Genomic DNA, 18452 nt, shown 5'->3' on the forward strand with positions numbered 1-18452 from the left:
GCCTCATGCCCACCACGCGGGCGGCAGCCTGGTCCGCCCGGCAGCGTCCTCGATCACCTGGGCGGCGGCGAACAGCGTCTCCTCGTCGAAGGGTCGGCCGATGAGCTGGAGCCCGAGGGGCAGCCCCTGCGCGTCGAGGCCGGCCGGCACCGAGATACCGGGCAGGCCCGCCATGTTCACCGTGATGGTGAACACGTCCTGCAGGTACATCTCGACCGGGTCGCCGGAGCCCTTCTCGCCGACGCCGAAGGCCGCCGATGGGGTGGCGGGCGTCAGGATCGCGTCGATGCCGGCGGCATAGGCCTCTTCGAAGTCGCGCTTGATCAGGGTGCGGATCTTCTGCGCCCGCACGTAATAGGCGTCGTAGTAGCCGGCCGAGAGCACGTAGGTGCCGATCATGATTCGGCGCTTGACCTCGCGGCCGAAGCCGGCGGCGCGGGTGTTCTCGTACATTCCGGCGATGTCCTTGCCGGGCACCCGCAGGCCGTAGCGCACGCCGTCGTAGCGGGCGAGGTTCGAGGAGGCCTCGGCCGGGGCGACGATGTAATAGGCCGGCAGAGCGTAGGATGTATGCGGCAGCGAGATCTCGCGGATCGTGGCGCCGGCATCCTTCAGCATCGCGGCGCCCTGGTCCCACAGCGCCTGGATCTCGGCCGACATGCCCTCGACCCGGTACTCCTTCGGGATGCCGATGGTCAGGCCCTTCACGCCGCGGGCCACCGCCGCCTCGAAGTCGGGCACGGGCAGGTCGGCGCAGGTGGTGTCGCGCGCGTCCGCACCCGCCATCGAGCCGAGCAGGATGGCGCAGTCGCGCACCGTGCGGGCGATCGGCCCGGCCTGGTCTAGGGAGGAGGCGTAGGCCACCGTGCCCCAGCGCGAAACCCGGCCGTAGGTCGGCTTGATGCCGACGGTGCCGGTGAAGGCGGCGGGCTGGCGGATCGAGCCGCCGGTATCCGTCGCCGTGGCGCCGAGGCAGAGATGCGCGGCCACCGCCGCCGCCGAGCCGCCGGACGAGCCGCCCGGTACCAGCCGGGTGTCCGATCCGGCCCTGCGCCAGGGTGAGACCACGTCGCCATAGGCGGAGGTCTCGTTGGACGAGCCCATAGCGAATTCGTCGAGGTTGAGCTTGCCGAGCAGGACCGCGCCGTCGCGCCACAGGTTGGCGGTCACGGCCGATTCGTAGGCGGGCGTGAAGCCCTCGAGGATCTTCGAGCCGGCGGTGGTCGCCACGCCCTCGGTGCAAAACAGGTCCTTGATCCCGAGGGGAATGCCCTCGAGCGGGCGGGCCTCGCCGGCGGCGATCTTCGCATCCGCGGCCTGCGCCATCGTCAGGGCCTGATCCGGCGTCTCGACCAGATAGGCGTTAAGGCCGCGCGCCTTCTCCATGGCGGCGAGATGCGCCCGGGTCAGGTCGGCAGCGGAGAAGGCCTTGGCCTTCAGCCCGTCGCGGGCTTCCGCTAGGGTGAGTTCATTCAGAATCGTCGTACCGGAGGCAGTCATGGGCGCTCGTCCTGTTGAGCCCCGATGCTCCGCCGTCGCCATCCCGTGGGCGCCGGGCGGACCGTCGCTCGGGGCGGCCTCGTTCGCTAGGGGGCGGGTCGCGCGCCTATTCGACGACCTTCGGGACCAGGAAGTAATGGTCCTCGGTCTCGGGCGCGTTGGCCACGATGGCGTCGGCCTTGGCCCCGTCGGTGACGACATCCCGGCGCTTCTTCATCGCCATCGGGGTCACCGAGGTCATCGGCTCCACGCCCGTCACGTCGACGGCGCCGAGTTGCTCGACGAAGGCCAGGATCGCGTTGAGTTCACCCTGCAGAGGAGCGACCTCGTCCTCGCTCACCGCGATGCGCGCCAGGTGCGCGATGCGCCTCACCGTCGTTGCGTCGACCGACATGCTGTCTTCAGATCCTCAGGCACCCCTGCGCCGGCCCGCGAGGCTCGCGGGCGATGGGGCCTCGGGCGGGCTATAGCACCCGCCTTCCCGCGCTCGCAACGCCGGGTCGCTCCGCCCGAGCCCCGCACCCGTCAGGTGATGATGTGGTGGGGCAGCAGCGGGGATTCGATGAGGATGCCGGACCGGGCTGCGTTCGGCTCCGCCTGCCGGAATCCGAGCACCAGGATTTCGAGGGCGAGGGCCAGCATCAGCTTGTGCCGCAGGGGCATCGCACGCCGCGCAGGGCTTGTCGCGGAGGCAGGGCTTGTCGCGGAGGCAGGAAGCGGGTGAGGGGCAAGAAGCGGGTGAGGAGCAGGAGGCGCATCGGGAAAGGTCGGAGTCATTCGGGCCGCATCCAGGATCTTAACGATGCGTTAACGATGCTCTGGCTCACGGGGTCCACGCAAGGCTATGACAACGCTTCCTTAAGGTTAATGCGGACCAGGAGGGTCATTCACATGTGGGAAGCGGTCTTCTCGCCCTGTGCGCCGGGGCCGGTGGCGACGGAGGCGGCCCTCGACCGGGCCGAGGCCGAGCTCGGATACGGCCTGACGGAGAGCTATCGCGCCTTCTGCCGGACCCTCGGGGCAGGGCTCGCCAACGGCTATTTCCGCGTCGCCGTCCCGAGCGACGATCCGGAGACCGATCTCCTCGCCCAGTCCGAACTGATCGCGCACAGCATCGCCTCCGTCATCGGCGAGCGACCGGACCACCGCTTCGAGGTCGAGGGCGACGATCCTGCCGTCGTCGAGCGGGCCGGCTTCTTCGGGCGCTCGGAGGCCGGCGAGTTCCTATTCTGGGACGTGGTGCCGGGCCGCGACGAGTACGAGATCTGGGTGCTGGGCGCCGACCTCGAATCGGTCCGATTCGGGGGCGCCGATCTCGTCGACCTGATGCGCCGGAGCCAGGGGCCGGCGGTGCGTGGCATCCTCGGCATGGGGGCAGCCCCCCTCCCCGCCAGCTTCGTCGGCGACGGCACTGCGGGCGCGGCCGGCCTGCACTAAGCCGGCATGGCCACCGGCGCCCCGCATCGGGATTCCTTGCCGTTCCGCGCCGGATCGATCAGGAGGAGCGGGCGCACAGGAGAGGATGGCACATGGACGTGGCCGAGATGCGGGCCTTCGCGGAGGCCTCGCAGGGCGGGCCCCGCCTGATCGGGATCGATCTCGGCACCAAGACGATCGGCCTCGCCCTGTCGGATGTCGGGCGCCAGATCGCCTCGCCGCTCGAGACCATCCGCCGGGTCAAATTCACCCCGGACGTGAAGCACCTCGCGGCCCTGTGCGAACGGCACGGCGTCGGCGGCCTCGTGATCGGGTTGCCCCTCAACATGGATGGCAGCGAGGGCGTGCGGGTGCAGTCGACCCGGTCCTTCGTGCGCAACATGAAGCCGCTTCTGCCCCTGCCCGTCCTCTATTGCGACGAGCGCCTGTCCACCGCCGCCGTCACCCGCGCGCTGATCGCCGCGGATGCCTCGCGGGCCAAGCGCGGCGAGGTCGTCGACATGCTGGCCGCCGCCTACATTCTGCAGGGCTGCCTCGACCAGATGCGTGGCGCCCTCGGCGACGACGCCGACGACGCGGAGTCCGGCGACGAACCCTGAGCCGCCCTATCCCACCAGCGACACCGCCCCGCTGCCGTGGCGCTCGATGCGCCCGTCGAGCTCGAGTTCGAGCAGGGTTGTCTGGACGACGCGGACGCTGAGGCCGGCGGTGCGCGCCAGTTCATCGGTCCCGATCGGCGTCGGGCTCAGGAACCCGATGAGCCGGGTGCGATCATCGCGGGCGTCGGGCGCCTCGATCTCCTCGGCGGGCATCGGCAGGACGATTCCGTCGACATCGAGCTCGTCCCAGAAGATCGGTGCGTCGGCGAGGTCCGGGCGGTCGACCGCCAGGGCGTCCCGTCCGCCCGCGCCGCCCTCCTCCAGCAGCGGTGCGATCGCCTCTGTGACGTGCGCGACCTCGGAGACCAGGGTGGCGCCCTGGCGGATCAGGTCGTTGGTACCCTCCGCCCGCGGGTCGAGGGGCGAGCCCGGCACGGCGAAGACCTCACGGCCCTGTTCGAGGGCGAAGCGGGCGGTGATCAGCGAGCCCGAGCGGCGGGCGGCCTCCATCACGATGGTGCCGTAGGCGAGGCCCGAGATGATGCGGTTGCGCCGCGGGAAGTCACGTCCGCGCGGCACCCAGCCCATCGGCATCTCGGCCAGGATGGCGCCCCCCGCCTCCAGGATCGCATCCACCAGGGCGGCGTGGTTGGTCGGGTAGATCCGGTCCTGCCCTCCGGCCAGCACCGCGACGGTGCCCGGTACCAGCGCGGCCTTGTGGGCCCGGGCGTCGATGCCGCGCGCCAGCCCCGAGACCACGACCAGCCCGGCCTCGCCGAGCCCGCGCGCGAGGCGCTCGGTGAAGGCGAGCCCCGCGGCGGAGGCGTTGCGCGATCCGACGATGGCGATTGCGGGGCGGTGAAGGATCGCGGCCGGCCCCCGGATCGCGATCAGGGGGGGAGCCGAATCGGCCGCCTGCAGCAGCTTCGGGTAATCGGCTTCCCCCAGGGCAACGAGGCGTGCACCGAGGTGGCCGGCGGCGGCGATCTCGGCCTCGGCTTCCGCACGGCCCGGAGGCACGATGCGCTGGCCGCCGCGGCCGGTCAGGCCCGGAAGGGCTTCGAGGGCCGCACCGGCCCCGCCGAAGCGATTGACCAAGGTGCGGAAGCTGCGCGGGCCGATGCCCTCGGTGCGGATCAGGCGCAGCCAGTCGAGACGCTGAGCATCGGTGAGCTGCATCGCCCTCCCCCTCCGGAGCGGGCAGCCGGCCTCAGCCCTTCTGCCCGATGCGCCCCTCGGTTCCGTCGATCAGCCGGCGAATGTTGGGCGCATGCTTCCACCATAGCAGGGCTGCGAGCACGAGAAACAAAAATGCAACCGAGGGCTGTCCGAATGTCCATAGCACCAGAGGTGTCAGGGCCGATGCGGCCAGAGCCGCGAAGGACGAGTATTTCAGCGTGAAGGCGAGTCCGAGCCAGATCGCCGCGAAGGCCAGGAGGCCGAGCGGGCTCAGGGCCAGAAGGACGCCCAGGAAGGTCGCGACGCCCTTGCCGCCCTTGAACCCGAGCCAGACCGGGAACAGGTGCCCGAGGAAGGCGCCGAAACCTGCCACGAGACCTGCCACGAGACCCGCCTCCATTCCGAATCGCCCGGCGAGGAGGACCGCGACGGTACCCTTCAGCGCATCCCCCAGCAGGGTGGCGGCCGCCAGCCCCTTTCGCCCGGTGCGCAGCACGTTGGTGGCGCCGATATTGCCCGAACCGATCGCCCGCACGTCGCCGAGCCCGGCAAATCGGGTGAAGATCAGCCCGAACGGGATCGACCCGAGGAGGTAGCCCCCCGCGAGCGCCGCCAGCAGGACAGGCCAGAGTTGCGAATCGATCGGGCTCACGCGGCGGCCTCGGTCTCGGCGGGGGCGCGGAAGACGATCCGTCCCTCGACCATCGTCAGGATGGCGGCTCCCTGCAGGCGGGCCTCGTCGAAGGGCGAGTTCTTCGAGCGCGACTTCAACTGGCGCTTGTCGAGCACGTAAGGCAGGTCGGGGTCGATCAGCACAAGGTCGGCGGGGGCGCCCGCCGCGAGCCGTCCGGCCTGGCGTCCGAGCAGGCGGGCGGGGTTCGCCGTCAGGGCCGCGAGCAGGCGCGGCAGGCCGACATCGCCGGTATGGACCAGCCGCAGGGCCGCGCCCAGCAGGGTCTCGATGCCGAGGGCGCCGTCGGCGGCCTCCGCGAAGGGCAGGCGCTTGGTCTCCACATCCTGCGGGTTGTGGTCGGAGACGATGACGTCAATCACCCCGTCGTTCAGGGCCGCCACCAGGGCGAGCCGGTCGGTCTCGTGGCGCAGCGGCGGCGAGAGCCGGCAGAAGGTGCGGTAATGGCCGATGTCGCCCTCGTTGAGGACGAGGTTGTTCACCGAGGCGCCGCAGGTGACGGGCAGCCCGTCCGCCTTGGCCCGGCGCACGATCTCGACCGAATCGGCGCAGGAGATCATCGCCGCATGGTAGCGGGCTTGCGTGAGGCGCACGAGGCGGATGTCACGCTCCAGCATCACCGTCTCGGCCTCGCGCGGGATGCCGAGCAGTCCGAGCCGCGAGGCCATCTCGCCCTCGTTCATCACGCCGTCGCCGACGAGGTCCGGCTCCTCCACGTGCTGCATCAGCAGGGCGCCGAAATCGCGGGCGTAGGTGAGCGCGCGGCGCATGACCTGGGCGTTCGCCACCGCCTTGAGACCGTCGGTGAAGGCCACGGCGCCGGCCTCTTGCAGCAGGCCGAACTCGGTCATCTCCTGGCCGGCAAGGCCCTTGGTGATGGCGGCGGCCGGCAGGACGTGGACGCTGGCCGTATCGCGCGCCCGGCGCAGGACGAAGTCGACGATGGCCGGTCCGTCGATGATGGGATTGGTGTCCGGCATGCAGACCAGCGTGGTGACGCCTCCGGCCGCGGCCGCCGCGCTGGCGCTCGCCAGGGTCTCGCGATGCTCGGCGCCGGGCTCGCCCACGAAGGCGCGCAGATCGATCAGGCCGGGGCTGAGAACGTGGCCGCCGCAATTGATCGTCTCGGCCTCGTCCGGCACTCCGGCCAGCGGCCCCCAGCCGACATCGTGGATCAGGCCGTCGCGGACGAGGACGTGGCCGGGCGCCTGCCGGCCCGTGGCCGGGTCGCACAAGGTGGCGTTGGTCAGGAGTATGGGGCGCACGCTCATTACCCTCGACCCGCAGTGACGGAAGGCTTCAGGCACGGCGCGGACGGGATGAGATCATCGGATAAGCGAGGCACCTGAGAATCCTTGCTCCGTCGCGGCTTTAGAACTGCGCCCGCGTTTCGACTGCGCGCGGCGCGGCGTCAAGCAACAATGGCCGCCCAATCAGATCCGGGGTGGGTCGGATGTTGCCGAAACGGCAGGCCGGCCGATCTCGATCGCCACAAGCAGCTTCCATACATGGCGCCTCGACATTACGAAACCAAAGGTTGTATAGCGCATAGAGGAACTGCAAGGGGTCAGGATGAGCCAAGTCCAAGATCACTATTGTAACCTGCTCGCCGCTCACTATTCCTGGATGAACGGGATGCCGTTCGAGGAGAAGGTTGCCGAGCAACGGGCACTTCTGACTAGCCTTGGCATCGGCATGGGGTCAAAAGGACTGGCCATCGATCTCGGCGCCGGTCCGGGCTATCAAGCCCACGCCCTGGGCGAAATTGGCTTTGAAACGATCTTAGCGTTGGATACCAGCCGTCCTCTCCTAGATGAGCTGGAGGCGGCGAACGACCGTTATCCGATCCGAGCGATACTGGCCGACTTGCGTGATTTTCCGACGTTTGTCGAGAAAACCAGCGTCGATGCTGTTGTTTGTATGGGAGATACTCTGACCCATCTGAACGACCTGTCCGACGTCTGGACGCTGTTCCAAGACGCGCACGAGGTGTTGCGTTCGGATGGGCGTTTGGCCCTGACATTCCGCGATCTTTCGACCGAGCTGACCGGACTCGATCGCTTCCTTCCCATTCGCGCTGATGATCAGCGCATCATGACGTGCGCGTTGGAGTACGAGCCCGATCGTGTTGTGGTGACAGACCTGATTCATATCCATGCGGAGAATGGGTGGACGCTTCACAAGAGCAGCTACAGAAAATTACGTCTCGACTCGGCATCAGTCACGCAGGAATTGGCGGGAATCGGCTTTGTCGTCGATCACGACGGAGCCATTGGGGGAATGCGTGTAATCGCTGCGCGTAAGCTGTGATCTCCTTTGTCCGAACGCGCTGCTCCAACATGAAAAAGGCCTCGCCCGAACGGGCGAGGCCTCGTCATCGCGATCTGGAGAGTTTTACGCCGCGAGCGAGCGCAGCACGTAAGGGAGGATACCGCCGTTGCGGAAGTATTCGAGCTCGTCGAGGGTATCGATGCGGCAGGTCAACGGCACCTCCCGCTTCGTGCCGTCGGCGGAGGTGATCTCGGCGATCATGGTCTGACGCGGCTTCAATTCGCCCGACAGACCCCGGATCGAGACCGTTTCGTCGCCCTTCAGGCCCAGCGAGGCCCAGGAGGTCTCGCCCTGGAAGACCAGGGGCACGATGCCCATGCCGACGAGATTCGAGCGGTGGATGCGCTCGAAGCTCTCGGCCACCACGGCGCGGATGCCGAGCAGCTTGGTGCCCTTCGCCGCCCAGTCGCGCGATGAACCGGTGCCGTATTCCTTGCCGGCGAAAACCACCAGCGGCGTGCCCTCGGCCTGGTACTTCTGCGCGGCGTCGTAGATGAACATCCGCTCGCCGGTGGGCTGGAACAGGGTCCAGCCGCCCTCGACCACGTTGCCGGACGCGTCGCGCACCATCTGGTTCTTGATGCGGATGTTGGCGAAGGTGCCCCGCATCATGACTTCGTGGTTGCCGCGGCGGGTGCCGTACTGGTTGAAGTCCTGCACCCGGACCTGGTGTTCCTGCAGGTAGGCGCCGGCCGGAGAATTCGCCCGGATGTTACCCGCCGGCGAGATGTGGTCGGTGGTGATCGAGTCCTGGAACAGGCCGAGGATGCGGGCGTCGATGACGTCCTCCACCGGGGCCGGCGTCTTCTGCATGCCGACGAAGTAGGGCGGGTTCTGCACGTAGGTGGAGGTCGAATCCCACTTGAAGGTCTCGGCCTCGGTGACCTCGACGGCCTTCCAGTAATCGTCGCCGCCGAACACGTCGGCATAGCGCGACTTGAACAGGGTCGAAGTGATGTTGGCCTCGATGAATTCCTGCACCTCGGCGGTCGAGGGCCAGATGTCCTTCAGGTAGACGGGCTGTCCGTCCGAGCCCGTGCCCAGCGGCTCGGTGGTGATGTCGATCTGCATCGAGCCGGCGAGCGCGTAGGCGACCACCAGGGGGGGCGAGGCGAGGTAGTTCGCCCGCACGTCGGGATTCACCCGGCCCTCGAAATTGCGGTTGCCCGACAGCACGGCGGCGGCGACGACGTCGTTGTCGTTGATCGCCTTCGAGATCGGGGCCGGTAGGGGGCCGCTGTTGCCGATGCAGGTGGTGCAGCCGAAGCCGACGAGGTTGAAGCCCAGGGCGTCGAGGGGTGTCTGCAGGCCGGCGCTCTCCAGGTACTCGGCCACCACCTGGGAGCCGGGTGCCAGCGAGGTCTTCACCCAGGGCTTCGAGCGCAGGCCCTTGGCCACCGCGTTGCGGGCGAGCAGGCCGGCGCCGATCATCACGCTGGGGTTCGAGGTGTTGGTGCAGCTCGTGATGGCGGCGATCACCACGTCACCGTGGCCGATGTCGAAATTGGCGCCCTCCACCGGGTAGCGCCGGGCGATGTCCGCCGCCTTCTTGAACTCGGTCTCCATGGAGGCGGCGAAGCCGGGCTTGGCGCCGTCGAGAAGCACCCGGTCCTGCGGGCGCTTGGGGCCGGCGAGCGATGGGCGCACGTCGCCCATGTCGAGCTCCAACGTGTCGGTGAAGACCGGATCGGGGGTCTGTGCGTCGCGCCACATGCCCTGCGCCTTGGCGTAGGCCTCGACCAGGGCGATCCGGTCGTCGGCGCGGCCGGTGACGGTGAGGAAATCGATGGTCTTCTGGTCGATCGGGAAGAAGCCGCAGGTGGCGCCGTATTCCGGGGCCATGTTGGAGATCGTGGCACGGTCGGCCACCGCCATGTCGTCGAGACCGGGGCCGTAGAATTCGACGAACTTGCCCACGACGCCCTTCTTGCGCAGCATCTGCGTGACCGTCAGCACCAGGTCGGTGGCGGTGGTGCCCTCGGGCAGCTTGCCCGACAGCTTGAAGCCGACGACTTCCGGGATCAGCATGGAGAGCGGCTGGCCGAGCATCGCGGCCTCGGCCTCGATGCCGCCGACGCCCCAGCCCAGCACGGCGAGGCCATTGACCATGGTGGTGTGCGAATCGGTGCCGACGAGGCTGTCCGGATAAGCCAGCTCGGTGCCGTCTTCCGATTTCGTCCACACGGTCTGCGACAGGTATTCCAGGTTGACCTGATGGCAGATGCCGGTGCCGGGCGGGACAACCGAGAAATTGTCGAAGGCCGACTGGCCCCACTTGAGGAAGGTGTAGCGCTCACCGTTGCGCGAGTATTCGAGCGCGACGTTGTCGGCCAGCGCCTTCGGGGTGCCGAACTCGTCGACGATGACCGAGTGGTCGATCACGAGATCGACCGGCACCAGCGGGTTGATCTTCTGGGGGTCGCCGCCGAGCGCGACCATGGCGTCACGCATGGCGGCGAGGTCGACCACGGCCGGCACACCCGTGAAGTCCTGCATCAGGACGCGGGAGGGGCGGAAGGCGATCTCGGTCTCGGTCTTGCCCTTGTTGCCGAGCCAGGCGACGGTGGCCGAGATGTCGTCCTTCTTGACCGAGCGGTCGTCCTCGAAGCGCAGCAGGTTCTCGAGCAGCACCTTCATGGAGAAGGGCAACGCGGTGGCGTCGGCGAGGCCGGCCTTCTCGGCATGCGGAATCGAATAGTAGGTATAGGCCTTGTCGCCGACCGTCAGGGTCTGGCGGGACTGGAAGCTGTCGAGCGATGCCACGGCGTTATATTTCCTCGCGAGCGGTTGGTCGAACACGCGCAGGCATAACCTGCGCCACGAAAACACGTGTTCGGCTGGGAGCGCTGTGAAGCGCGCGCCGCCCCGGGGGTGCCCGAGTGAGGATGATGCGCGAAGGGCGATTTGGACGCCCTGAAACTCGCGCGGCGCAGCCTGCGCGCGTTATAGAACACTTCGAAACTGGCCGCTACCGGGGGGCTGACAGTGCTACGGTTCTGTTCGGTCGTACCTTCGCCAGCGGAGGGCGCCCACGCTGGACTTTGATCCCGCGAAGGAGCCTCCGATGCTCGCCCTGCGCCGGCCGCCCGAGATCGAAGACCGCCTGAAGGCCCTGGCGCGGCATACCGGCCGGAGCAAGGACGACCACGCGCGCGACGCCATCCTCGAGCACTTTGAGAATTTCGCGCACCTGGAGAACCTCAAGGCCGCCGAGCAGCACCCCGCGGCCGTCCGAAGCGGCGAAAGCGACACCATAGCCTCTCGAAGACCTGCTGTCGCGCTAGGGCGTGGCGGATCGCGTTCGCGCGTTCCGTGGAACGCGAACTCGCCAAGCTCGACCGTGAGGCGGTCAGGCGCATCCTGGGCTTTCTGCGCCACCGGGTCTCGCCACTGGACGATTCGCGTGCCATTGGCGAAGCCCTGAAGGGCTCTCGGTTGGGCAACATCTGAAAATACCGATCGGTGACTTTCGCGGAATTGCCACGATCGCGGACGACGCCTTGCGCATCCTCGTGATGAAGATCGGCCATCGGCGCGACGTCGACCGGTAGCCGGTTCGACGAGGCTCAAAATCCCGGGCTCATGATGCAGGACCCCCCGTGCGGCTGACCGCCCAAGATCTCGCCGTCCGCCGCTCAGGCCGCCGCATCTTCTCGGACCTGTCCTTCGAACTCGGCCCCGGCGCGGCCCTGATGGTCACGGGCCGCAACGGCGCCGGCAAGTCGACGCTGCTGGCGGTGCTGGCCGGCCGGCTCAAGCCCGAGTCCGGAACGGTCACGGTGCGGGAGGTCGGCGAGGCGACCCTGTCGGAATGCCTGCACGTGGTCGGCCATCGCGACGGCCTGAAGGGTCCGCTCACGGCCGAGGAGAACCTTGCCTTCGCCCGCGACCTCCTCGGGGCGCCGACCGCGAGCCCCCGCGCCGCGCTGGAGGAACTCGGCCTCGGCCACGCCCTGCGGCTGCCGGTCGGCTATCTCTCCGCCGGCCAGCGCCGGCGCGTGGCCCTGGCCCGCCTCCTCGTCTGCCGGCGCCCGCTCTGGCTCCTCGACGAGCCGACGGCGGCCCTTGACACGGCCTCTCAGGCGGTCCTCGCCGGCATGATGGCACGCCACCGGGCCGAGGGCGGCCTCGTCATCGCGGCGACTCATCAGCCTCTCGGCCTGGAGGACGCGCAGGAATTGCGGATCGAGGCGCCCCGGACCACCGCACCGGGCGCGGCCCGGTCCACGGTCGCAGCCGACGAGGTGTGGTGGTGATGCGCGCGCTGAAGGCCCTCGTCGCCCGCGACCTTGCGCTGGCCGCCCGGGTCGGTGGGTCGGGGGCGCTTTCCCTCGTGTTCTTCCTGATGATCGTCGCTCTGGTGCCGTTCGCCCTCGGCCCGGATCTCAACCTGCTGTCCCGGATCGGCCCCGCGATCCTGTGGCTCGCCGCCGTGCTCTCGACCCTGATCGGCCTCGACCGGCTATTCCAGGCCGACGAGGAGGACGGTTCCCTCGACCTGATGACCGGCTCGCCGGCCCCCCTGGAGGGCATCGTGCTCGCCAAGGTGCTGGCCCATTGGCTGACCACCGGCCTGCCGCTCGCCCTCGCCTCGCCCCTGTTCGGCCTCCTCGTCGCCCTCGACGGCCGGGCGATGGCGGCGACCGCCCTGACCCTCCTCGTGGGAACCCCGGCGCTGACTTTCGTGGGCGCGGTCGGCGCGGCGCTCACCGCCTCGATCCGTCGCGGCGGGCTGATCCTGGCGGTGGTGGTGCTACCGCTGATGATCCCAACGCTGATCTTCGGCGTCTCGGCGAGCGAAGCAGCCCTCGGTGGTACCGTACCCTTCACAACGCCGCTCGCCATTCTGTGCGCCCTCAGCCTGATCGCGGGCGTGATCGGGACCCTGGCCGCCGCCGCGGCCCTGCGCTGGTCGGAATAGGATGCCTACGCCGGGTCGGCGTCGATGCGCATCCGCAGGATGGCGTAGGGCGGTTTCTGGAGATCCTGGCCGCCGTTGTATTCCGGGCGCCGGTTCACCTGGGCGGACGAGATGTGGAGCCAGCGGTCGGACGTGATCCAGAACGTATCGGCCCAGATCAGGCGCGGGTCCGAGGCGATGAGGGTGACGGTGCCGTCGGGATCGCGGCGGCCGACCGCGTTGAACTCCTGCATGGCGAGGTAGACCCGGTCCTTCGAATCGGTGGTGAGACCACCGGTCATGCCCTTCTCGCCAAGGTCCTCGACCCCGGCCGCCACCCCGGCATCGCTGGTCTCGGGATCGAGGAGCGCGGCGGTCTCCACCGCGTAGAGTCGGCGTCCGATCAGGGGCGCGTAGTAAAGGCGACGACCGTCCGGGCTGAGGGCGATGCCATTGGCGCCGCCCTGGACCGGGCGCGGCGGCCCGTCCCCCTTCCGCTGCACCACGGCACGATCCTCGACGATCTTGAGGAGTCCCTTCTGCGACTTGGTGCTGGCGTGGCCCGCGAGGCGTCGCACCACTCGGCCCGTCGCGAGGTCGACCGCCAGAATGGCGCCCTCCCCGTCCTGGCCCTGATCGGTGATGTAGGCCCGGGCGTACCCGTTGCGAATGTCCACCCGCAGGTCGTTGAGCGAGGAGGTCAGGGTGATACCCGCGTCCAGCGGCACCACTCGACGAATACGGTTGTCCGAGAGGGTGATCTGCACGAGCTTCGCGCCGCCCTTCACGGGCGGGCCGGAGCCGTCCGGCAGACCGGCATCGAGGCACCACAGGGTATCGTCGCGGTCGAAGACGCCGTTGGGCACGTGGAACAGGCGCCCCTGCGGCTGATCCGGGTCGGGCTGGTTGGTGGCGAGGTCCGGATAGGGCCGGACCGCGCCGTCCGGCAGCACTTCGCCCAGCGTGTAGGGCACCTTCGCGTTGAAGCGCGGCATCATCACGAAGCGCCGGCCCTGCGCCGAGATGGCGAGGCCCGTGGGGGTCGAGGGCGCATCGGCCGTGAAGGCGAGTTCGAGGCCGCCGATGGCGCGTTCCGTGGTGACCGGCGCCTCCGCCGCCGCCCGCGCTTCGGATCCGAGGGAGAGAGCCGCCGCGCCGGTGAGGCCGGCGGCGAGGAGATCACGGCGAGCGAGCGTCATGGCGGGGTTCCGGTTCGGACGGGAGGTGAGACGGGTCAGCCCCGGGCGGGGCCGCGGACCGCGAGGTCGATGGCGTGGACGATCGGGCCGGCGCCGATGAACAGGCGGTTGCCGTCTGGTCCCCCGAAGGCGACGTTGGCGGCATCGGTGGCGGTGGCGATGCGGCCGAGCCGGGTCCCGTCGGAATCGAACACCCGCACGCCGTCGAAGCAGGCCGCGTAGAGCCGGCCCCCGGCATCGACCGTGAGCCCGTCCGGAACGCCGGCCTCCACGGTGGCGAACACCCGGGGGTTGCCGAGCCGGCGCCCCCGCTCGACGGGGAAAATCAGGATCGTCCGGGCGCCCTCTGGGTTCTTCAGGGCCGCGCTGGTGTCGCTGACATAGAGGCGTGTGCCATCCGGGCTGAACACGATCCCGTTGGGCTGCCCCACCGCGTCGGTCATCGCCTCGACCCGCCCGGAGCCGGGATCGATCCGATAGACCCGCCGGGCTGCCTGGGCGGGTGCTGCCATCAGGCCCTCGTCCGGCATGGTGATGCCGAAGACCGGATCGGTGAACCAGATCGCGCCGTCCGGCGCCAGGGCGGCATCGTTGGGGGAATTGAGCGGCCGCCCTTCATAGGTCTCCGCCAGCACCGTGAGGCGCCCATCCGGCTCGCGCCGCACCACGCGCCGGCCCCGGTGCTCGCAGGTGACGAGCCGGCCCTCGCCGTCAAGGGTGTTGCCGTTGGCGTTGTTCGACGGATCGCGGAAGACCTGCGTTGCGCCATCGTCGCCGATGCGCAGCATCCGGTTGGCCCGGACGTCGCTGACAATCAGGCCGCCGAGCGCCGGTGCGTAGCACAGGCCCTCGCACCAGCGCCCGGCCGCGTAGAGGGTGCGCAGGGGCGTGTGAGGCGCGACCACCGCGGAAAAGCGCGGGTCGTCGCTGCGCAGGATCGGCGCAGCCGCGACGCGGGTGGCCGACAGGCTAACCGCCGCCAGAGCGGTGCCGAGGAACGTGCGTCGTCGAATCGTCGGCATCCGGTTCCGGAACGGTTGGAAGGGCAAGGGGACGCACCGGCTGGCGACGGCCGATGCGCCGGGCCTGGGCGTGCGCCAAGCCTGGGATTGGATAAGCCTCGAGGGTGACAGGTCTCAGCGCTGGGCGGGGGTCGCGGGAGCGCCTGTCGCGCCGGTCGCCTCCACGGCCGTGGGTTTGAAACTCCACAACTCGGTCGGCAGGGCTGCCGGCGCGTCCGGCTTGTAGAAGGCCGAGTCCTGGATGTGCGAGGTCGTGACGTAGAGCGTGCCGTCCGGTCCTTCCGCGAAGGTATCGGGCCAGCGCAGGCGCTTGTCCTGTACGACGGTGCTCAGGCTGTTCCCTTTGCCCGACAGGTCGCGGACCTTGATCGAATCATCCTGCGGCGACGTCACGTACATCCGGCCGTCGGTGCGGGCGATGATCAGCCCGTCCGCCGGGCCGTTCTCGCCCACGGTCTCGATCCGGCCGGCCACGCTCTTGTCCGCGAGGGCCGCCGGCATCAGCGCCGTGGTGATGCTGCCGGCGAGCGTCTCGGTGGGCAGGCTGTAGAGCGTCTTGCCCTTGATCGCCTGCCAGTAGAGCGTCTTGCCGTCGGGGGAGAGAGCGATGCCATCGGCCGCGAACTCGACGCCGCGCCCGTCCGGGCGGCGCAGGGGTTTGCCGTCATAGGTCACGGTGACGCTTGGGTCGGGCTGCGTCGCGGGATCGCCGTCGAGCACCCGATGCGCGCGGCCGCTGTCGAGGTCGACCACCACCAAAGCGCCCCGGGCGCCGGAATCGGTGAGGTAGGCGGTCTTGCCGTTGGGGGAGAAGCGCACGTCGTTGAGGTAGGAGCCCTGGGGCGCCACGCTGTCGTCGAACGCGATGGTGCGGGCCGGCTGGTTGGTCTTCAGGTCGATCTCGACGAGCTTGGGACCGCCGGGCACCAGGGCCGCCATGGCGGGAGCGGCCGGATCGAGCACCCAGAGATTGCCGTTGGGACCGGCGACCACGCTCTGGACGCAGACCCAATGGTCCTTGGCCGTGACCTCGTCCTTCTTGGCGTTGCGCCAGGAATTCCAGGCCGCGTCCGGGAACGGCACCAGCTTGCCATCCTTGAGTTCGGCCACCGATACCTCGGTGTCCTCGGTCCATCGCGGAAAGTTGACGAAGATGCGTCCGTCCTTCGAGACGGTGACGCCGGTCACCTGATGCTCGAAGCTCGCCACCTTGGTGAGGGTCGCGGCAGGCGGGGTTGTGGCCGTCGGAGCGGGTGCAACCGGCGCGGTCTGCGCCCGGCTTGGCGATGCCAGCAGCGGGCTCGCCAGGGCGACGGCGCAGAGCGCGGTGCGCAGGACTTCGCCTTTCCGCCGGGCGTCTGCGGATCTGATCGTCACGGAAACGGACGTGCGGCGGGGCATCGATCGACTCTTCGTGCGGCGCGAATCGGAATGGGTCATCGACGGCCTAACGCACGAGGGGGCGGCCAAGGTTCATTTGGGCAAGGTTCATCCCGGCAAGGTTCATCCCGGCAAGGTTCATCCCGGCAAGGTTCATCCCGGCAAGGTTCATCCCGGCAAGGTTCATCCCGGCAAGGTTCATCCCGGCAAGGTTCATCCCGGCAAGGTTCATCCCGGCAAGGTTCATCCCGGCAAGGTTCATCCCGGCAAGGTTCATCCCGGCAAGGTTCATCCCGGCAAGGTTCATCCCGGCAAGGTTCATCCCGGCAAGGTTCATCCCGGCAAGGTTCATCCCGAAACGCCGCGGTTGCAGGTCCGGCCGGATGTCACGGCCCCGGACGCGGGCCAGCCTTGGCACGGGAACCGGCAAGCCCCGCGCCGAGAAATGCCCCCCAACTACAAGCCCGCACCTGCAACCGACCCTATCGTCGGCGGGCGGGGGATTGGGCCAGGCAATGTCGAATTTCAACGAAAGACAGCTCATACGCCGAGAACAGCGGAATGATTATTGTTATTAATACGAATTTTACAATTATAATTCCCATATGGTACGGCGCGCCAGGAGCGGGATTGGTGGCGCATTTCGCTTCGCCGACCGAGTAAGAGAAGACCACATGCTGGGATCAAGTCTTCGCGCCACCTTGGCCGCACTCGATCGATCGCAGGGTCGGATCGAGTTCGATATGGATGGGACGGTTCGCGATGCGAACAAGATCTTCCTCGACCTGGTCGGATACACGCTGGACGAGGTCCGTGGCCAGAACCACAGCCTGTTCGTCGCGCCCGAGGAGCGAGAGACCGTCGCCTATCGCCAGTTCTGGGACAGCCTGCGCCGGGGTGAGTTCCAGAGCCGGGAGTTTCGCCGGATCGCGAAGGACGGGCGCAGCCGGTGGATACAGGCCTCGTACAACCCGATCCTCAACCGGCACGGCAAGCCCGTGAAGGTGGTCAAGTTCGCGACCGACATCACCGAGCAGACCCGGCGCAACGCGGCCTACGAGGGCCAGATCGCGGCGATCAACCGCTCGCAGGCGGTGATTCACTTCACGCCCGACGGCCTCGTCACCGATGCCAACCCGAACTTTCTCGCCGCGCTCGGCTATACCCTGGACGAGATCAAGGGTCGGCACCACAGCCAATTCATGGCGCCCGAGGACCGGGACACGCCGGCCTATGCGGCCTTCTGGAAGGCGCTCGCCAGCGGCGAGTACCAGGCCGGCGAGTTTCGCCGCATGGCCAAGGGCGGACGCGAGGTCTGGATCTACGGGGCCTACAATCCGGTTCTCGGCCCGGACGGTAAGCCCGTGGCGGTGGTCAAGTTCGCCAACGACGTGACCCATCAGGTCGCCGATCGCCTCCGCCGCCTCGAGGGCCAGCGCGCCATTGACCGGGACCTCGGCGGCATCACCGACTCCATCGCCGAGGTCAGCCGCCAGGCGAGCACCACCGCCGAGGCCGCGGCCCTGACCTCGGGCAACGTGCAGGCCGTGGCGGCCGGTGCCGAGGAATTTTCGGCCTCGATCGAGGAATTGAATCGCCACGCCGTCGAGGCGAAGGCCGCTTCCGACGAGGCCGTGATCCGGGCGGAAGAGGCCGGTGGGATCGTCGCGGGCCTGACCTCGGCCGCAACCAAGATCGGCGAAGTGGTTTCGGTGATCCGCTCGATCGCCGACCAGACCAACCTGCTTGCGCTCAACGCCACCATCGAGGCCGCCCGCGCTGGCGAGGCCGGCCGGGGCTTCGCGGTGGTCGCCAGCGAGGTGAAGGCCCTGGCCAACCAATCATCGCGGGCAACGGAGGAGATCGGGACCCAGATCGCGGCGGTTCAGACCTCCACCAGCCAGGCGGTGAACGCCATCGAGGCCATCGCCCGCACCATCGCGCATCTCAGCGAGATCTCACTCAGCGTCTCGTCGGCGGTCACCGAACAGGCGGCGGTCACGCGCGACATGTCGGTGAACATGCAGACCGCCGCTCAGAGCGTCGAGCAGGTCCGACAGAGCATGGACGGCATCGCCCAGGCCGCCCACGATGTCGACGGCTCCGTGCGCAAGGCAGGCGCCGCCGCCCGGGCGCTCGCCTGAGCGGACGCGCCGCCCGTCAATCCGGCCGGGCTCCGATCCCCGGCTGGATCACCGTCGGTTCCGAGGCCGA

General features: G+C 68.8%; 18 protein-coding genes. 8 read left to right on the forward strand and 10 right to left on the reverse strand.

Going from position 1 to position 18452, the window contains the following annotated elements:
• Positions 1 to 3: 3 nt before the first annotated feature.
• The 3 genes from gatA to ACV7NL_RS18175 all read right to left on the reverse strand — a co-directional run bounded on the left by gatA (position 4) and on the right by ACV7NL_RS18175 (position 2163).
• Positions 4 to 1500: an Asp-tRNA(Asn)/Glu-tRNA(Gln) amidotransferase subunit GatA gene (gene gatA, locus ACV7NL_RS18165; RefSeq protein ID WP_056183871.1), complete on the reverse strand. Its 1497-nt coding sequence runs from the start codon at positions 1498 to 1500 to the stop codon at positions 4 to 6.
• A gap of 106 nt (positions 1501 to 1606) precedes the next feature.
• Positions 1607 to 1894: an Asp-tRNA(Asn)/Glu-tRNA(Gln) amidotransferase subunit GatC gene (gatC, locus tag ACV7NL_RS18170; protein ID WP_056482465.1), complete on the reverse strand. Its 288-nt coding sequence runs from the start codon at positions 1892 to 1894 to the stop codon at positions 1607 to 1609.
• A 131-nt stretch (positions 1895 to 2025) separates the two neighbouring features.
• Positions 2026 to 2163, reverse strand: a complete 138-nt coding sequence (locus ACV7NL_RS18175; protein ID WP_200935842.1) for a hypothetical protein — start codon at positions 2161 to 2163, stop codon at positions 2026 to 2028.
• A gap of 228 nt (positions 2164 to 2391) precedes the next feature.
• Here ACV7NL_RS18175 and ACV7NL_RS18180 point away from each other — a divergent pair, with 228 nt between their 5' ends.
• Together ACV7NL_RS18180 and ruvX are read left to right on the forward strand one after the other, a co-directional pair.
• Positions 2392 to 2937: an SMI1/KNR4 family protein gene (locus tag ACV7NL_RS18180; RefSeq protein WP_463356409.1), complete on the forward strand. Its 546-nt coding sequence runs from the start codon at positions 2392 to 2394 to the stop codon at positions 2935 to 2937.
• Between the two features lie 92 nt (positions 2938 to 3029).
• Entirely contained in the window at positions 3030 to 3536 is a 507-nt protein-coding gene (ruvX, locus tag ACV7NL_RS18185; protein WP_247635679.1) for a Holliday junction resolvase RuvX, read from the forward strand.
• A 6-nt stretch (positions 3537 to 3542) separates the two neighbouring features.
• Here the strand turns inward: ruvX and dprA are convergent, their stop codons facing one another.
• The 3 genes from dprA to ACV7NL_RS18200 are packed head-to-tail and all read right to left on the reverse strand — an operon-like array spanning position 3543 to position 6671.
• Positions 3543 to 4715 carry a DNA-processing protein DprA gene (gene dprA / locus ACV7NL_RS18190; RefSeq protein ID WP_463356410.1) on the reverse strand — a complete coding sequence of 391 codons (1173 nt, stop codon included), beginning with the start codon at positions 4713 to 4715 and terminating at the stop codon, positions 3543 to 3545.
• A 31-nt stretch (positions 4716 to 4746) separates the two neighbouring features.
• On the reverse strand, positions 4747 to 5358 hold the full coding sequence (gene plsY, locus ACV7NL_RS18195) for a glycerol-3-phosphate 1-O-acyltransferase PlsY (protein WP_463357164.1): 612 nt from the start codon (positions 5356 to 5358) through the stop codon (positions 4747 to 4749).
• Positions 5359 to 5363: 5 nt separating this feature from the next.
• The gene (locus ACV7NL_RS18200; protein WP_156376058.1) at positions 5364 to 6671 is read right to left on the reverse strand and encodes a dihydroorotase; all 1308 of its coding nucleotides are present in this window, start codon (positions 6669 to 6671) and stop codon (positions 5364 to 5366) included.
• Between the two features lie 307 nt (positions 6672 to 6978).
• Here ACV7NL_RS18200 and ACV7NL_RS18205 point away from each other — a divergent pair, with 307 nt between their 5' ends.
• The gene (locus tag ACV7NL_RS18205; RefSeq protein WP_056482444.1) at positions 6979 to 7716 is read left to right on the forward strand and encodes a class I SAM-dependent methyltransferase; all 738 of its coding nucleotides are present in this window, start codon (positions 6979 to 6981) and stop codon (positions 7714 to 7716) included.
• 84 nt (positions 7717 to 7800) lie between these two features.
• Here the strand turns inward: ACV7NL_RS18205 and acnA are convergent, their stop codons facing one another.
• Positions 7801 to 10500 carry an aconitate hydratase AcnA gene (gene acnA, locus ACV7NL_RS18210; protein ID WP_056183884.1) on the reverse strand — a complete coding sequence of 900 codons (2700 nt, stop codon included), beginning with the start codon at positions 10498 to 10500 and terminating at the stop codon, positions 7801 to 7803.
• A gap of 301 nt (positions 10501 to 10801) precedes the next feature.
• Here acnA and relB point away from each other — a divergent pair, with 301 nt between their 5' ends.
• From relB to ccmB, 3 genes are all read left to right on the forward strand, one after another.
• The gene (gene relB / locus ACV7NL_RS18215) at positions 10802 to 11161 is read left to right on the forward strand and encodes a type II toxin-antitoxin system RelB family antitoxin (RefSeq protein WP_244476882.1); all 360 of its coding nucleotides are present in this window, start codon (positions 10802 to 10804) and stop codon (positions 11159 to 11161) included.
• A gap of 175 nt (positions 11162 to 11336) precedes the next feature.
• A complete protein-coding gene (ccmA, locus tag ACV7NL_RS18220; protein WP_056183888.1) occupies positions 11337 to 11993 on the forward strand; it encodes a heme ABC exporter ATP-binding protein CcmA in 657 nt (218 codons plus the stop codon).
• Positions 11993 to 12658: a heme exporter protein CcmB gene (ccmB, locus tag ACV7NL_RS18225; RefSeq protein WP_200935841.1), complete on the forward strand. Its 666-nt coding sequence runs from the start codon at positions 11993 to 11995 to the stop codon at positions 12656 to 12658. Before ccmA ends, ccmB begins: the two co-directional genes overlap by 1 nt.
• Before the next feature lie 5 nt (positions 12659 to 12663).
• On the opposite strand, the gene ACV7NL_RS18230 is transcribed toward ccmB, so the two are convergent.
• The 3 genes from ACV7NL_RS18230 to ACV7NL_RS18240 form a co-directional block, all read right to left on the reverse strand.
• The gene (locus tag ACV7NL_RS18230; protein WP_463356411.1) at positions 12664 to 13836 is read right to left on the reverse strand and encodes an SMP-30/gluconolactonase/LRE family protein; all 1173 of its coding nucleotides are present in this window, start codon (positions 13834 to 13836) and stop codon (positions 12664 to 12666) included.
• Between the two features lie 35 nt (positions 13837 to 13871).
• Complete coding sequence (locus ACV7NL_RS18235; protein WP_463356412.1) at positions 13872 to 14858, reverse strand: SMP-30/gluconolactonase/LRE family protein; 987 nt, start codon at positions 14856 to 14858, stop codon at positions 13872 to 13874.
• A gap of 114 nt (positions 14859 to 14972) precedes the next feature.
• Complete coding sequence (locus ACV7NL_RS18240; RefSeq protein WP_463356413.1) at positions 14973 to 16235, reverse strand: SMP-30/gluconolactonase/LRE family protein; 1263 nt, start codon at positions 16233 to 16235, stop codon at positions 14973 to 14975.
• Positions 16236 to 16245: 10 nt separating this feature from the next.
• On the opposite strand from ACV7NL_RS18240, the gene ACV7NL_RS18245 reads away from it, so the two are divergent.
• Complete coding sequence (locus ACV7NL_RS18245) at positions 16246 to 16803, forward strand: hypothetical protein (RefSeq protein WP_463356414.1); 558 nt, start codon at positions 16246 to 16248, stop codon at positions 16801 to 16803.
• Positions 16804 to 16912: 109 nt separating this feature from the next.
• Entirely contained in the window at positions 16913 to 18382 is a 1470-nt protein-coding gene (locus tag ACV7NL_RS18250; RefSeq protein WP_463356415.1) for a methyl-accepting chemotaxis protein, read from the forward strand.
• Positions 18383 to 18452: the final 70 nt, after the last annotated feature.

The sequence above is a fragment of the Methylobacterium sp. Ger2507 genome, assembly GCF_055231875.1.